Source organism: Paenibacillus tyrphae (assembly GCF_000722545.1).
Lineage (GTDB): Bacteria > Bacillota > Bacilli > Paenibacillales > NBRC-103111 > Paenibacillus_G > Paenibacillus_G tyrfis.
Map to the genome: position 1 here is coordinate 1 of NZ_JNVM01000019.1, position 15015 is coordinate 15015.

The window sequence follows — 15015 nt, forward strand, 5'->3', positions numbered from 1 at the left end:
AAAGGCGAACGCTATCGCTCCTACAGTAGATACCCCACCTCCGTTTGTATCTCTATTTCAGTCAAAAACTCTTTCTCAACACTTTGAATAGGTTAAAAATAACCTATTTTTTTATTTACAGAATAAAATTTATAGGTTATATTTTACCTAGGTTAATTTTAACCTATAGAACAATCAACATTCATCAAACCGCGACAAAGGAGAAATTTGTGATGAAACTTATTTTTCAAGATCCTACCTTTTCCTTCGAGCTGCTTCGTACGTTAAGCTACGCCCCTTACGGAGGCGCGGATATCGGCGAATGTTTGGCGACCTGCTACCGGATCGAGGAGAGCAATTTTGAAAGCTGGTATGCCGAATGGTACAAAACGGCGGAGCGCATTCACGCCCAAGCTGCCAACAGCCTGGCGCGAGGCAAGCGGATCAGCGCGCGGGAGTCGTTTTTACGGGCGTCCAATTATTACCGTACCGCAGAGTTTTTCCTGCACGGCACCCCGGATGACCCGCGCATGCTCGAAACGTGGGAAAAAAGCCGGAGCACGTTCCGCCAAGCGATCCCGCTTATGGATTGGCCCGTGGAGTCAGTGGAGATTCCTTATGAAGGGACCAGTTTGCCCGGATATTTCTACCGGGTGGATGACGCGCCCCGGCCAACGTTAATTATTCACGGCGGCTACGATTCCACAGGAGAGGAGCTTTACTTCGGAGGAGCGGCGGCGGCGCTTCAGCGGGGATACAACTGTCTGACGTTCGAAGGGCCGGGACAAGGCGCGACGATTCGGCTGCAGCGCATTCCGTTTCGCCACGATTGGGAGAAGGTGATTACGCCGGTCGTCGATTATTTACATACCCGGCCGGAAGTGGATAAGCAGCGGATTGCGCTGATGGGCATCAGTCTCGGAGGATTTTTGGCGCCGCGGGCCGCAGCGTATGAGCACCGCCTTGCTGCTTGTATCGCGAACGACGGCCTGTTCACCTTCCAATTCGGCGAAATGGCCCCCAAGGGAGCAAACGTGGACTTCAAGCTGGAGACCTATATCCAGGAGCTGATGGCCAACAATACCGGCATCCGTTGGGCTGTCGATAACGGCCGGTTCACGTTCCAGGCGAAAACGTTCCTTGAGCTGATCGAAAAAACGCAGCCGTTCACACTGGAAGGCATTGCGGATAAAATTAAATGTCCCGTACTCGTATGCGAAGCGGAGGCCGATCATTTCTTCGCCGGCCAGCCGATGAAGCTTTACGAGGCGCTTACGTGCCCTAAAACGTTCATGCTCTTCACGGCGGAAGATGGCAGCGAAGAGCATTGCCAATTCGGGGCGCTGCTCCTGTTTAATCAACGTGTCTTCGAGTGGCTGGACGATGTGATGGACGGTCTCGGCAGCCCGAAGCAATAAGGCGGGAAGCCAGCACTGACGGGCCGCAAAAAACGCTCTGGAAAAATCCGGAGCGTTCAGAGTGTTGAGAACCTCTTGAAGAGAAATCTCAGACCAATAGAGGTGGGGTATATCCCGTAAGAGTTTACGTCAGCCTTTGAAACCCGTGAAAATACCGCTAATTCTAATCAAGTTCATGGGTTTCAAGAGCGGCTGGAGGGATATACCCCACCGGCATATGCAGAGAGTTTTCTATGCGAAGCGGGTTTCTCGACAAGCGCCGGAGCACGTGCTTAAGGGTTTTGCAGCGCTTCGCTTATTTTGTGGTACGGAAGCTTCGGCGCATCATGCTCGTCGTAGATGAGCCCGTTGCCGAATACGTTGTATTCGCCCTCAGGCTGAAGCGACGAATAGCGGTCGGTAAATCCCCACATGGCGTAGGACGTAAACCGGTTATTCGCTTTGGTCAGCGCCAGAATCGATTTGAAATATTCCGCCTGCTTGCTGCGCAGCGTGTCCGTGACCTTGCCATGCATGTTTACGTCCAGCTCCGATACCCGCACCTCCAAGCCAAGATCGGTGAAACGTTTGACCGTGCGCTTGAACTCGTTCGCCGATACGGGATCGTACGTCCCGTCGCTGTCTTTGCCGATATCTTCGTGAACCTGGAAGCCGATGCCGTGTAGAGGCACCCCGCGCGACTGGAGCCGCTGGACGAGCTTATACAGCGCGTCCGCTTTGTCGTCCTCCGCCTCGCAGCCATACTCGTTGATGTACAGCTTGGCGTCCGGGTCGGCCTCGTGAGCGGCGCGCAGCGCAATGTCCAGAAACTTCTCGCCCATCGCCTTGAACCAAATCGAATCCCGCAAGCCGAGATTGACGTTAAACTTCTCGTCCTTGAGCGGTTCGTTGATGACGTCCCACTCCTTGATTCTGCCCTTGTACCGTCCGACCACCGTCTTCACGTGCTCTTCCATGATGGCCTGGAGCTCGGTGGCGCTGTAGTTGCCTTGCGTGAGCCAACGGGGATTCGCCTCGCTCCAGACCAGAGCATGACCGTGAACAGCCATACCGTTGCGTTCCGCGAATTCGACTAAGCTGTCCCCTTCCGCAAAAGCGTAAACGTTCCGCTGCGGATGAATGAACTGAAACTTCATATCGTTTTCCGGTGTCAGGATGCTGAACTCCCGTCCCAGAATGCTTCGGTAAGCGGAATCCGTCATGGTCGGGATGACGGCCGCTGCCGTACCGATGTTCAGGTGCGGCGCATTTGTCCGCGCCAGTGCCCGCAGCGAGTCCGCACTCTGCGGCACGGCAGCGATCCCCAGATCGCTTACCGTTACCGCCGAGGCGCTACCCTCCGCTTGAGCCGTCAGCGACTTGAGCGTAAACGAGCTGCCGACGTCCGCATCGGCACCGAAATACACTTTGCCATCCGCGAACACTCCGGGGTCCGCCATTTCTCCGACTTTGGCCTGATTTACGTAAAATGCGAGTTTGCCGCTCTTGACCAGAAGCCGGACATCGAGCGTTCCGGCCGATGTATAATTAAAAGCCGCTTTCTTCGGATCGGCGGAAGAGCCGTTATAGACGGCAGCCGTTAGTTTGCCGTTCTTCAACATAATCGATACCGCCTTGCCTTCCTGCCGCCATTCGTCCTGGATGACCGGGAGCGTACCGTACAACTGGAGCCCGGCGCTTTTGCCGGGGGAGGAGACGATTTGAAAGCTTACCGAAAAATCGCCCGATACGTTCAAAACCGGACCGCGCAAATTGATCGGCGGATTGCTGACCGTCGGCTGCGACAAATTGTTGCCCCAAGGGATGATGGCCCGCCCTATTCCAGTAACGGTCACTTCATCGCCGGCCACAGTTGCTCCTGAAAATCGGGTCCAATCGTGCCCCCGGATCAAATCGACTGTCGCAGGAGCCAACGGCACATCGGCTACTTCGGCCGAAGCGGCCCCCGGCATTACGGAAACAAGCTGAAGCTGCAGCAGCAGCAAAGATACTGCGCCGAGCTTGAAGCTTCGTTTGCTTCTCGTCATCATCAATAAACCCCTTCCCCTATTGTGAATTGGTCGTAATAACCCAATTATAAGGCGCGTTTCTAGGTTTTTCCATGTCTTTTTTTACGATGGATCTGCACAAAGCAAAGCCCAGCGGACAGGTCGCTGGGCTTATCTGCTTTGATGACGGATGGCAGGCAGTGCTATTTCGCTGCTCCCCCGTCCGTTCCCGATTCCGGAGGCTCCGCCAGCCATGCTTCATCCAGCACCTGCTGGCCTTCCCTTTGAAGCTGCTGCAGCGCCTGCCGCACCGTCGATTTTCCGGTCATAATCCATTCAATCTGCTCGTCCGCCTTCTTATCGAATTCCTCGTAAAAACGCGAGGGGGGATTCGGGTTCATCTCCATTCCCGTTCCAAGCGTATCGTCATACTTCACTTGATAAAACGGCTCCATGCTGCGGCCGTCTACCGTATTGACGAAGCCCAATCGGGTTATCAACTCCTTGGAGGTCTTCGTTTCGACTTTGGCTGCTTCCGGACTGTTGAAATAGCGGACGACCTTCCAAGCTTTGTCCGCTTGATCAGACCCTGCGCCGATCGCAAAAACCGGGTGCAGGTTAAATCCCCGCTGCCATGAACTGCTGCCGTCCGTTGAAGGCGGCCTCACAATCTGCCAATCGATCTTGGAGCCGCTTTGCTGCAGTTGGTCGATCTGCCATGGACTGCTTATGGTCATCGCCGCCCTTCCCTGACTGAACAAGTCCGAATCGACATCTTCCTTATCCCAGCGACCTTTGTTGTTCTTCCCGACAATCACCGGCATGGAGCCGTTCTTCCAAGCTTCCGTAATTTGCGAGAATACCTTCTGCCAAGCCTCCGTGTCGATTGTGACGGTACGTCCCTTCGCATCCGTCACATTGAGACCCATGTCCCATCCCATCGATTGGATCATCGAGAACTTCGACATCTTAAACGGCTGATGAAATCCGTAAATCTGGTCCTTCTCGTTCTTCGCGCCTCGGAATTTGCCTGCCAGCTCAAACAGGGCATCCCAAGTCATGCCTTCTGTCGGGTACGACACCTTGTACTGATCGAAAAGTCCTTTATTGTAAAACAGCACGGTACTGGAAAATTGGGGGGCAAGCCCGTATAGCTTGCCGCTCCCCTTGGCGCGCAAATAATCAATAGCAGTCGGAAGCATGTTTTCGATATCGAATTTGTCCTGCTTGATAAACGAGTCCAACTCGTACAGCTTGCCCGTCGCCGCGAGCCGCTGATACTCCCAGAAACCCGTAATAATAAGGTCAGGTTTCTGCTCGTCCAATAGCTTGTCCATCTCTTTCTGCGGATTTTTGCCGGGGCCCATCGTTTCTGCAGTTGCGATGACTTCCACCTCAAACTGGGGGAATTTGACCATAAAATAATCACCGTACAGATTGTCAAACGCTTCCTGGTTGAAATAAGCCACCTTGAGCTTCGTCCGTTCCGGCGGGGCCGCAGCCGGCGCATCATTGCAGCCGGCCGCGCTCCAAGCCAGTGCGCCCGCCAGCAGAGGGAGCAGCAGCTTGTTCCTCCGATTTCTTGTCGTTCCGCTCCGATTCATGGCTCTCCCCCTATGGTGTCCCGCCGTCCACCGCCGCCTGGGCTTTGACCGGCTTCTTCTGTGCTGCGTTTTTCGCCTGAATCAGCGCCTGCTGTCCGTTATCTTGAAGCTCCCGTGTTGCCTGGGAGACCGTCTTCTTGCCTTTCAACACATCCTTGGACAACTGCGTCGCAAGCTCCTGGAAGGCTGAATAAAACTCTGTTGGCACGCCCGGAGTCTCTTGCGACTCCGCCGGCGGACGAAGGCTCGTGAACGCTTCGACAAGCTTTTCTTGCCCCTTGACCGCAGAAAGACTCGATAAACGCGAAGGCGAAGTACCGCTGCCGATACTCTGTGTAAGCATTTTGCGAGCCATTTCCTCGCTGTTGATGAACTTGACAAGCTCCCATGCCTCCCTCCGGTTCTCGGAGGCCGCATTCACCGCATAGATCGTGCGGACCGAGAAGGAAGACGATTCGTTCGGCCGGGACGGATCCGTCGGCTCGATCACGACATCCCATGGAACAGAGGACATCTTGTATCTGGACGAAGCCTCGTTCAAATCCTTAACGAAGCCGTAACTTTGCAGCGTCATCGCCGCTTGCCCTGTCATGAACGGATTGGCCCTGTACATATCTTCCCTTGTAGACAACTTTTCCAGCGGCGGTTGCTCATAAATATATCCGCCACGGACCGCATCCAGCACGGCTGTCCAAACCTTCTGCCACTCCGGCGTATTGACGGTGACCTGCTTGCCTGAAGAATCGAGGATGCTCAGTCCCTTGGCCTGCCCCGCCTGTTGTACCAAACCGAATGGACCGGAATAAGCGCGTGTGACCAAACCGTAGACCCGGTCCTTTGCATTCGGGGCCGCCGGAAACCGGGAAGCGAGCTGCAGCAGCTCCTCCCAGCTCATGCCGTTCTTCGGGTAGCTGATCCCGTATTTGTCAAACAGCTCCTTGTTGTAGAAGAGCGCGCGCTGGTCATATTCCGGCGCGATCCCGTACAGCTTGCCTCCGCCCTCGGTACGAAGCCTGTCGACAACGCCGGCATGTATATTTTGCAGATCGAAGCCCTCCTGCCGGATCACGTCGTCCAACGCGTACAGCTTGCCCTCCTTGGCCAACTGCGCGTATTCGGACAGCGACAGCGCCAGCACGTCGGGTTTGTCTTTTTCCAGTTGTTCCTCAAGATTGGTCCTGATTGCGGCATAGGGTTCACTTCCGATTCCCGTCTCTACCTTGACGGTGACATTCGGGTAACGGATCGTAAACGCTTTACCATATTGCATCATGAACGTTGTTTCATGAACAAACGAAACTTTCAGCGTCTTCTCCTTATTCGGGTCCATTGCCTCCAGGGCCGCCTTCTGCTTGGACAGCTTGGATAATCCCTCGATCAGCCGGTCCGCCTGGGTCCATCCGACCGCCAGCACAAGCACGCACGCCACCGCGGGACTCCAGCGGAGCCAGCGTTTGCTTCCGACGGGCGGCTGCTTCGTCTCCACCCGCTCCTTCACCTTATGCATGAGTTCCTTGGAAAAGCCGCCCTGTCTGAGCTGCAGCCGGGTCAGATGCTTCTCCCAATGTTCGGGTTCGAGCCGTTTCGTCATGCCTTTCTCCCCTCCTCGCCGAGCTGCTGCGATACTTTGGCGCGCGCCCGGGAAAGTCTAGATTTAACCGTGCCTTCGGACACGTTCAGCAGCTTCGCGATTTCCGCGTAAGACAGCTGATGGTGCGCATGCAGCAGCAGCACCTCGCGCAGCTTGTAGGGCAAGCCGAGCACCGTGTTCCACACTTCCTCCTCGGCAAGCAGGCCGATCACTTGCGATTCCGCCGACGGCTCCTGGCCTTCCTGGCGCAGAATGCCGAAAGGAATGACGCGGCGTATCCACGCCGACCGCCAATGATCGCGCACCAGATTGCGGGTAATGGCGAGCAGCCATGTCTTGATGCTGGCCTCGCCGCGAAACGTATATAACCGCTCGTACACCCGTACGAACACGTCCTGCGTCACATCGTCCGCCAACGTCCGGTTCTTCGACAGGAAAAAGGCATAGTTCCATACGTCTTCACCGTACGCCAGCATGATGTCCGAAAGAGCGGCGTTTTTATCCAAGCCGCCGGACATCGATTTTAAGTATTCAAAGGCCACCCGGGTTCACCTCACATGGAATTGGACGAAGCAACGGAAGAAAGGTTCCCTTCTATAGAAAAATTTTAAGCTCGCCGCCTCTTTCACAAAAATATTCACGCCCAACGGAACGAATCCAAGAATCCCCCGTCTACTGCTTGACAACAAAAAAAACAGAAGGTGGGACGAAAACGCATCGTCACTACACTTCGGAAATGGGTGGGATCGCAAATGAAACGATGGTCTAAATGGGTACCGGCGGGGCTGGCTTTATCCCTGGCCGCCACAATGACAGGATGCAGCTCGGACAAGCTCGCCGGAGGCGAAGGAGTCAAATCTTCCGTAACGTTAAAGGAACTGGGCAAGGACGAGAAAGCGAGCATCAAGGTGCTTTTTTTCGACAAAAATTATTTTTCTCAGATGTATGGCACCTTGTTCTCCGCCAAATTCCCGAACATCGACGTACAGGTGGTTTCCATGCAAAACATCTTCGATCCGGGAAAAGACACCAAGAAAGAATACCAAAAATTGGTTGATGAAGAAAAACCCGACGTGCTCTTACTCCCGACGCCCGAATTGTTCGAGCAATGGGCTGCCGACGGCAAGCTGCTTCAGCTTGACGATGTCATTCGTCAGGACAAGTTCGATGTCGAGAGCATGATGCCGACCGTCATCGAACAAATCAAGTCCATGGGCGACGGCAAGCTGTACGGGCTGGCCCCCTCCTTTTTTAGCAAAGCGCTGTTTTATAACCGGGATCTGTTCGAGAAACACGGTGTGCCGCTACCGAAAAACCAGATGACGTGGGAAGATGTGCTCGATCTTGCCAAACGTTTTCCGACCAACGGACAGGGAGAGCAGCGCATCTACGGGATGGCCTCGTACTACCAGTTTAACGACGGCAAGCCGGTCGGATACGAATACATGAGGGGGATCGGGTCCACCCTGGGCTTGTCCGTCCTTGACCGGGAAAAAGGAACGGTGACCCTCCAATCCGACGGCTGGAAAAAGGCGCTGACCCTGGCCGTAGATGCCGTGAAATCAGGAGCAATCTATAATGCCAAAGACAGCAAGCCAATCGAACCGGGAATGACGATGGAAGACATCTTCAAGCAAGACTTGTTCGCCACCGGTAAAGCCGCCATGTCCATCGAGGGATCGTACTATATTGAGACGCTTCTGCGGGCCAAGGATTCGCTCAAGGACGTCAAACCGGTCAACTGGGATATCGTGACCGTTCCGGTCGATCCGAGAAACCCGGAGGCTTCGGATTCGGTGTCCATTTCGAAGTTTTTTGCCGTCCATGTCGATTCGCCCAACCAGCGGGCAGCCTGGGAATTGCTCAAATATATCAACGGTGAGGAAGTAGCGAAAGCGGTGTCCTCCTCGAGTCCGGGTGAACTGTCCTCCAGAACAGCCTATATCAAAGAACGGGACGGCCGCAGCCTTGAACCGTTCACGATGCTGAAATTGGTCCGAAACGGCTATCCGAAAGGCGCGGAGCCGGTGCCGGCGTCGTTCTACTCTGCCTTCGACCAAATGGGCCAAGCGGAGGTGCAAGCCGTCGTCGAAAGCAAAAAATCGGTCGACGAAGCTCTCAAAACGATGCAGGAAAAAGGCCAGGACATTTATAGCAAAGCCAAACGGGAACAAAAAAATACGGAACAGAAAGGGCAGGGCTAGCCGGGTTGGGAAATCGAACGATGTCGGAGAAGTCAAGACGATGGACAAATGGAATCGACTGGACGATGTGCGGTATTTTAGCATCGATTTACTTGGTTTGGCGCATCGGCACCGTCGGCGGCTGGACCTTGGAGTGCTGGGTTCTGCTTTTGATCTGCCTGGTTGGGGTACGAAAGGACCAGGTTGACGTCGAATGGATAAAATTTTTGGCGGCGGGAGTTCCGCTTCTCGGCGTGTTCTATTATTTCTACGGCTCCGGGAACGGCATCTGGTGGTCTATCGCCTACCGGATGTTTCAGAATAACCTTCACGTCTGGAACTGGGATAGTTTGATGAATCGTATTCCGTTCAACGATGCGGCATGGGCCCGGACGGTCAGCCATCCGAGGCTGGATAAAATCATGGTATGGATTTATAACTACGGGTTCGTGCTCTCGCTCTGGATCTGCATCGTGCGAAGCTATTGGACCCGCAGCGTGAAAAAAATGCTGTCCTACGCCTTGTCGGGCCATCTGCTGCAATTCCCGCTTATTTTGCCGTTCTATCACTTGATCCTACTGCGCGAGGTGTGGTGGGTGAAAGGGCAGCCCGATTTACTCGGCCGCCAGTTCGCCACGGAAAACGATTTGCTGACGAATGTCATGAACTGCTTCCCAAGCATGCATACGTCGATTTCATTCGCGATGCTGCTGCTGGCGCTGCGCGAGCGGGACCGTATTTTCAAATACGTCATGGTGACTTATTGCTCTGCCATCATCTTCTCGACGATGTATTTGCAGATCCACTGGGTGCTTGATGTCATTGCAGGTATGCTGTTTGCCTACGGCGTCGTCAAGCTTGCGGATGCCGTCATCTATTGGGGATGCAAGCTCCTCCCCGCCCGGTTTAACAAGCTTTATGCGGCAGCGGAAGGAAGAGCCGGATGAAGCTCAAAAATACGTACCTCATTTCCGGCGTCGTATTGGCCGCTCTGCTCGGCGTTTTTATCGCTCGATCCATGATTTCCGAGCCTATGGCGACGTATACCGATTTGCCTTATGGGTATGAGATGAGCTATCCGAAGCAAATGAAAGTCGACCGTTCCTGGCCCGGGGTCCGAACGCGCTTGTGCGACGAAACGACCCAAATCGACGTGTATTACGATAATTTCAACGGTACCATATCCGACGCCGCCACGTATATCGGGTACGGCAACCGTTTTATCGAGAATACGAAGGATCATCGCGTGACCAAGAACGAAACCAAGACGGTCGGCGGCCTGTCCGTCCATATGCTGAAATGGGAGCGCGATAAGCTCAAGCACGTAGAGAACGACAAGCCCTACTATGCCAGCGCGGAAATTGTCAAGAACGACAAAGAGGTGTACACCATCGCGATCAAATCCGCCCGGCCCATCATGAATGACGAGGAGATCGTGAACTCGTTCCGGGTTATTCCGCCTCAGGGGGACAAGCCGGAGCTTGGCACGGTGACGAAGAAGGCGCCGCTCAAAACAAATCAGGAAACGGCGGAAGCGTACCGCAAGCTGTTTATGACGGACGGGCTGAAATGGGGAATCTACGAGCGGTCGGCTCCGGGTAAAATGGATCTTCTTCATGCGCTGGAGCAGAAGCTGGACTATAAGTTTGGGCTAATGATCCTGTACAAGTCCTTATCGACGGGCTTTCCGGCGGACGATTTGAAAAACGCCTACGATGACAACCGCCTGGTCCAGTTAACGCTACAAACGATGCGGTTCGGCGAACAGAATCCCAGCGTGATGTATGACATTTTGAACGGAAAATACGACGAGTTTTTCACGAAATACGCGCAGGACATCAAGGCGTTCGGCCATCCCCTGCTGTTCAGGCTGAACAACGAGATGAACGGGGACTGGGTGCCTTATTCCGCCTATCACAACTCCAAGGACCCGGAGCTGTATACAGAGGTCTGGAAATATATTTACCGGACTTTCCGGAGCCAGGGCGTCGATAACGTGCTGTGGGTATGGAACCCGAATCACTCGTCCAAGCCCGAGTTCCAGTGGAATCATCCGCTGCTTTATTATCCGGGCGACGACTACGTGGACGTGGTCGGGCTGACCGCTTACAATACCGGCACCTATTACCCGGGCGAGCAGTGGAGCACGTTCGACGAGCTGTATTCGCCATTGTACGCCCAATACAGCAAGTGGTTCGAACAGCCGCTGATGATCACGGAATTTGCCTCCAGCTCGGTCGGCGGGGATAAAGCGCAGTGGGTGGATCATATGTTCAAGGACATAAAAAAATATCCCAAGCTGAAAGCGGCCATCTGGTGGAGCCATACGGATTTCGATCCGGATGACCGGCCGGCCCGCAAATATAAGCTGGACGAAACGCCGGAGGTGGTCGAGCGGTTCCGTCAGCATTTGCAGGAATATAAGTAGTCCCGGAGGCTGTGGGCAGTCCCTTGCCGTCCCGTTTGTTTCATCGCTTCCCTGCAAGGGTAAAAAGAGGCAAGCCAGTCAGTCGGCCACCGCGCCCTTGATAACGCACAGAACACCTCCCACAAGGTGATCGATCAGGCCGACCACGCGGTAGCCTCCTCCAAAGGATAAAGCATCATTGAAAAAAACCAGTATCTCTGCCTCAGCGCAGACGTACCGGTTTTTTCGCGTTGTAGTACCTGTCAGGACAAAAACAGAGAGTACTAGCTTAAGTTAGTACTCGTCATGACCAAACTGTGACGTTTATGATGGACGGAAGACAGGAACAGAAGGGTGACAGATAACGGATATGGACCGATTCAAGCTTGCCATTTTATTCCTTGGCCCGACGGTCATGATTGCGGCCGGACTGCAGGTGATGGGCAGTGTCCCGCTCACGTTCGCTTTGTTCTACGGCTGGCTGCTGCTGGTTCCTTTGGGAAGCTTCATTCTCCGCCGCCGAACAGGAACCTTCGCCGATTCCCAGATTCAGACCGAGCGGCAGCGGCAAAAGACCGATATCCTCCTGGGCATCTGCTCGGGCGCGGCGTTTTTCGGGGCAATCGTTGCCGCAGCCGTCTGGTTTCATCCTTTGTTTCTGAATATCCCGCGGCTAAAAGGGCTGCTGCAGGAGTGGCATTTTTCCGGAGAGCATACGATAGGGCTGGTGCTGGTGCTGCTGGTGCTGAACCCGCTGCTGGAGGAAACGTACTGGAGAGGATATGTGCTTAGGAAGCTGACGGACGGTAGAGTAAGCCCCGCCATGGCCGTCTTTCTGACCTCCTTGTTCTACAGCCTGTACCATGTGCTGTCGATCGTGCCGATCTTCGAGCACCCTTGGAATATCGCGTTGGTGCTTCCCGTCTTCGCCGCCGGTCTCTTCTGGGGCTGGATGCGTCTCCGCCATGCCTCGCTGACCGGCTCCGTTCTGAGCCACAGCCTCGTGAATGCGGGCATCATGTGCATATATTTCCTCTATCTGAGCTAGCCTTATGCCGACAAAGCAAAACCGGGGCCGTTAGCCCCGGTTCAGATGCTCGATCCACAAGTCCTCTGTGATATTCGCCTTTAAGCAGAAGGCAACCGGGATACGCTCCCGCTCCGGCTTCACAAAATGCCCGTTGTCCAAGTAATAGCCGCACTCTTTGGCCGCCGACAGCATTTTGCAGAATTGCTCCGCCGCTCTGATCGCCTCTTCCTTATCCGAAAACGTTTCCAACACGTTGCCGAATCCCAGCGGATTAGTCGCAGCCTGAATGGACAGATAAGTGTTGCTTTAAGCATTATTACCCGAAGCCCGTCCGCCTGAAGCGGCCGTTCGGAAGAGGCCGCGGCCTGTCCGATGCGCCTTCCCCATAACGATAGGCAATCCCTATAAACGGAATATGTAATGCGTATTTCCCAAACAAGCTCCAAGGGCGCATACTGTTACACAAATGAAAAAACGTAAGGAAAGGAGATCTCGCCTATGGGAAAAATGTTTTCGGCCCTGCTTCCCGAGCATGAAGCGTTTATTCGCAAGCAGCGCCTCTTCTTCGTTGGGTCCGCCCCGCTGGAGGCGGAAGGCCATGTGAACCTCTCGCCCAAAGGATACGACGTGTTTCGAATCGTCTCGCCGACCGAGGTAGGTTATTTGGATTTGACCGGCAGTGGGAACGAAACGAGCGCGCACTTGGAGGAAAACGGCCGGATTACGCTGATGTTCGTTGCGTTCGAAGGGCCTCCGCTCATCTTGAGGCTGTACGGAAAGGGCCGCGTCATCCTGCCCGGAACCCCCGACTGGGAGACGTGGGCGCCCCGCTTCGAGCTGCTTCCCGGAGCGCGGCAAATTATCGGCGTCGACGTTCACGCCGTGAAAACCTCCTGCGGGTTCAGCGTTCCCTTTTACACGTACGAGAAAGAACGCGATACGCTGCAGCGATGGGCCGCGATCAAACGCGACGACGAATTGAACGATTACTGGCGCAGCAAAAACACCGTCAGTATGGACGGCATCCCGACGCCGCTCGGCCGGCGGATCGCCGAATACGCTCCCTTCGAGGACGAACGGGGCGACAACGAAAAAACTCGCCCTTAGCTGCAAAGGGCGAGTCTATGAACCCAAACCGATATCGCCGGCTCCCGGCTCGGTAAAATATTTTTTCAGCTTGTCGAGGGCCCGCTTCTGAATGCGCGACACGCTCATCTGCGAAACGCCGAGCTGATTCGCAATCGTCCGCTGCGATTGGCCTTCCACATAGGTGAGATGCAGCACCTGCTGCTCCTCCGGCTTCAAATGAACGAGCGCCTCTTGCAAGGCGAGGCGGTTCTCCACCCGCAGATATGCGTCGCTCGGGCTGCCGATCACATCGCCGATCGTCGATCCGTTATCTTCTGTGGATAGCGGAGTATCCAGCGAGACATAGTGATAATAATCGCGTCCGGCCAAAATTTCGATCGTCTCCTCGACCGACAGCTCCATCTCCGCGGCGATCTCATCGATATTGGGCGAACGCTCCAGCTTCACCGTGAGCATGTCCACGACCTGCTGAATCTGATTGCCTTTTTCCTTGATTCGCCTCGGAACCTGGACATACCAGGATTTGTCGCGTAAATAATTTTTCATATGGCCGATGACGCTTTTCATCATATAGGCTTCAAACTGCACGCCCATCGACAGATCGAACTGCTTCAGCAGCTTCAATACCGACATTTGCCCCACTTGGTACAGGTCTTCGAACAGATCGGGGCGATTGCGTGACATTTTGCCTGCTGCCATCTTGACCATAGGCTCGTACTGCTGCAGCAGAATCGTAGCCGTCTCGTTGCAGCCGGTTTCTTGATACCTTACGATGAGCTCCTCGGCACTCGCATTGGCAAATCGCTCCGAATTCATTTTCATACCATTTCCTCGCTCCTGCACACCCGCTTGGTCAAGATAACCTCCGTGCCGGTGCCCGTCTTGACCTCGACATCGTCCATGAGCGCCTGCATCAAATAAATACCGAGGCCTCCTACATTGATGTCGCTCAGCGACTTATCGTGCAGCGATCCGGCTCGCCGCGCCTTCTCGACATAATCGAAGCTCGGTCCGTGATCCTTGACCACAATGCGGAGCCCATCCTCGATTCGCTCGAAGCGGACCTCCATCATGCCCGGACTGCCCGGTTCATAAGCATGCACCACCGCATTATTGCACGCTTCGGCGACGGCCACCTTCATATCCTCGATTTCCTCGTAAGAGAAGCCCAGCTTGGAGCTGATGCCGTAAAGCGTCAAGCGGACCAAGTCGATAAATTCCGCTTCCGCAGGCACAGTGAGACTAACAACATGGGATTCGGGTTTCATACGGTTTCTTCTTTCCTTTCCTATCCGTTAATGAACACGCGCTTGGGGCTTCCCGGCGGCCTCGTTCGGCTGCAAAAACGGGGTGATACCCGTCAGATCGAACAGCCGCTTGATTTTCGGCGGAATCTCCTGCACCTCGAACGGCGCCTCCAGCACATCTCGGGCTTTTAATACCGATACAATCACACCGATGCCGGTGCTGTCAATATACTGCAGGCCGTTCAGGTTCAGCACGAGCTTGCGGTTCGTATCCGCGATGAACGTATCCAGCACGCAGCGCAAATCCGCGACTTTGGACAAATCGAGCTCACCGTGCAAATACACGGTATTGGCGTGTTCGGTTCGTTGCGTGTCGACATGAAATGATTGTTCTTTATTCATCATACCCGCGTAGTTCCTCCCCGTTCGCAGCTTGTCTGCTCCAAGAGCCGTGCTGCATTCTACGAATTTGTATGGTA

14 protein-coding genes are annotated in these 15015 nt (G+C 54.5%); 6 read left to right on the plus strand and 8 right to left on the minus strand.

Annotated elements, in window-relative coordinates:
- Positions 1–212: 212 nt before the first annotated feature.
- Complete coding sequence (locus ET33_RS22665; protein WP_036687206.1) at positions 213–1397, plus strand: alpha/beta hydrolase family protein; 1185 nt, start codon at positions 213–215, stop codon at positions 1395–1397.
- A 272-nt stretch (positions 1398–1669) separates the two neighbouring features.
- On the opposite strand, the gene ET33_RS22670 is transcribed toward ET33_RS22665, so the two are convergent.
- From ET33_RS22670 to ET33_RS22685, 4 genes are all read right to left on the minus strand, one after another.
- Positions 1670–3427, minus strand: a complete 1758-nt coding sequence (locus ET33_RS22670) for an endo-1,4-beta-xylanase (protein WP_051775532.1) — start codon at positions 3425–3427, stop codon at positions 1670–1672.
- Between the two features lie 161 nt (positions 3428–3588).
- Complete coding sequence (locus tag ET33_RS22675) at positions 3589–4989, minus strand: ABC transporter substrate-binding protein (protein ID WP_036687208.1); 1401 nt, start codon at positions 4987–4989, stop codon at positions 3589–3591.
- A 10-nt stretch (positions 4990–4999) separates the two neighbouring features.
- Complete coding sequence (locus tag ET33_RS22680; RefSeq protein WP_036687210.1) at positions 5000–6580, minus strand: ABC transporter substrate-binding protein; 1581 nt, start codon at positions 6578–6580, stop codon at positions 5000–5002.
- Positions 6577–7122, minus strand: coding sequence for an RNA polymerase sigma factor (locus tag ET33_RS22685; protein ID WP_036687213.1), 546 nt, complete (start codon positions 7120–7122; stop codon positions 6577–6579). The genes ET33_RS22680 and ET33_RS22685 overlap by 4 nt, the downstream gene beginning before the upstream one ends.
- Positions 7123–7332: 210 nt before the next feature.
- Between ET33_RS22685 and ET33_RS22690 the strand changes: the two genes are divergently transcribed.
- The 4 genes from ET33_RS22690 to ET33_RS22705 all read left to right on the plus strand — a co-directional run bounded on the left by ET33_RS22690 (position 7333) and on the right by ET33_RS22705 (position 12218).
- A complete protein-coding gene (locus ET33_RS22690) occupies positions 7333–8784 on the plus strand; it encodes an ABC transporter substrate-binding protein (protein WP_081890441.1) in 1452 nt (483 codons plus the stop codon).
- Between the two features lie 20 nt (positions 8785–8804).
- On the plus strand, positions 8805–9710 hold the full coding sequence (locus ET33_RS36615; protein ID WP_235206792.1) for a phosphatase PAP2 family protein: 906 nt from the start codon (positions 8805–8807) through the stop codon (positions 9708–9710).
- Complete coding sequence (locus ET33_RS22700; RefSeq protein ID WP_036687215.1) at positions 9707–11191, plus strand: glycoside hydrolase family 26 protein; 1485 nt, start codon at positions 9707–9709, stop codon at positions 11189–11191. The genes ET33_RS36615 and ET33_RS22700 overlap by 4 nt, the downstream gene beginning before the upstream one ends.
- A 349-nt stretch (positions 11192–11540) precedes the next feature.
- Positions 11541–12218: a CPBP family intramembrane glutamic endopeptidase gene (locus ET33_RS22705; RefSeq protein ID WP_036687218.1), complete on the plus strand. Its 678-nt coding sequence runs from the start codon at positions 11541–11543 to the stop codon at positions 12216–12218.
- A gap of 30 nt (positions 12219–12248) precedes the next feature.
- Here ET33_RS22705 and ET33_RS22710 read toward each other — a convergent pair whose 3' ends face one another.
- A complete protein-coding gene (locus ET33_RS22710; RefSeq protein ID WP_200879233.1) occupies positions 12249–12452 on the minus strand; it encodes a hypothetical protein in 204 nt (67 codons plus the stop codon).
- A 246-nt stretch (positions 12453–12698) separates the two neighbouring features.
- Here ET33_RS22710 and ET33_RS22715 point away from each other — a divergent pair, with 246 nt between their 5' ends.
- Positions 12699–13307 carry a pyridoxamine 5'-phosphate oxidase family protein gene (locus ET33_RS22715; protein ID WP_036687221.1) on the plus strand — a complete coding sequence of 203 codons (609 nt, stop codon included), beginning with the start codon at positions 12699–12701 and terminating at the stop codon, positions 13305–13307.
- Between the two features lie 15 nt (positions 13308–13322).
- Here the strand turns inward: ET33_RS22715 and ET33_RS22720 are convergent, their stop codons facing one another.
- The 3 genes from ET33_RS22720 to ET33_RS22730 are packed head-to-tail and all read right to left on the minus strand — an operon-like array spanning position 13323 to position 14938.
- A complete protein-coding gene (locus tag ET33_RS22720; protein ID WP_036687223.1) occupies positions 13323–14111 on the minus strand; it encodes a sigma-70 family RNA polymerase sigma factor in 789 nt (262 codons plus the stop codon).
- A complete protein-coding gene (gene rsbW, locus ET33_RS22725; protein WP_036687226.1) occupies positions 14108–14557 on the minus strand; it encodes an anti-sigma B factor RsbW in 450 nt (149 codons plus the stop codon). Before rsbW ends, ET33_RS22720 begins: the two co-directional genes overlap by 4 nt.
- A 27-nt stretch (positions 14558–14584) precedes the next feature.
- Positions 14585–14938 carry an STAS domain-containing protein gene (locus ET33_RS22730; RefSeq protein ID WP_036687500.1) on the minus strand — a complete coding sequence of 118 codons (354 nt, stop codon included), beginning with the start codon at positions 14936–14938 and terminating at the stop codon, positions 14585–14587.
- Positions 14939–15015: the final 77 nt, after the last annotated feature.

Coding starts and splice junctions, on each gene's coding strand:
- ET33_RS22665 (WP_036687206.1), top strand. CDS start 213: ATGAAACTTATTTTTCAAGATCCTACCTTTTCCTTCGAGCTGCTTCGT.
- ET33_RS22670 (WP_051775532.1), bottom strand. CDS start 3,427: ATGATGACGAGAAGCAAACGAAGCTTCAAGCTCGGCGCAGTATCTTTG.
- ET33_RS22675 (WP_036687208.1), bottom strand. CDS start 4,989: ATGAATCGGAGCGGAACGACAAGAAATCGGAGGAACAAGCTGCTGCTC.
- ET33_RS22680 (WP_036687210.1), bottom strand. CDS start 6,580: ATGACGAAACGGCTCGAACCCGAACATTGGGAGAAGCATCTGACCCGG.
- ET33_RS22690 (WP_081890441.1), top strand. CDS start 7,333: ATGAAACGATGGTCTAAATGGGTACCGGCGGGGCTGGCTTTATCCCTG.
- ET33_RS36615 (WP_235206792.1), top strand. CDS start 8,805: ATGTCGGAGAAGTCAAGACGATGGACAAATGGAATCGACTGGACGATG.
- ET33_RS22700 (WP_036687215.1), top strand. CDS start 9,707: ATGAAGCTCAAAAATACGTACCTCATTTCCGGCGTCGTATTGGCCGCT.
- ET33_RS22705 (WP_036687218.1), top strand. CDS start 11,541: ATGGACCGATTCAAGCTTGCCATTTTATTCCTTGGCCCGACGGTCATG.
- ET33_RS22715 (WP_036687221.1), top strand. CDS start 12,699: ATGGGAAAAATGTTTTCGGCCCTGCTTCCCGAGCATGAAGCGTTTATT.
- ET33_RS22720 (WP_036687223.1), bottom strand. CDS start 14,111: ATGAAAATGAATTCGGAGCGATTTGCCAATGCGAGTGCCGAGGAGCTC.
- rsbW (WP_036687226.1), bottom strand. CDS start 14,557: ATGAAACCCGAATCCCATGTTGTTAGTCTCACTGTGCCTGCGGAAGCG.
- ET33_RS22730 (WP_036687500.1), bottom strand. CDS start 14,938: ATGAATAAAGAACAATCATTTCATGTCGACACGCAACGAACCGAACAC.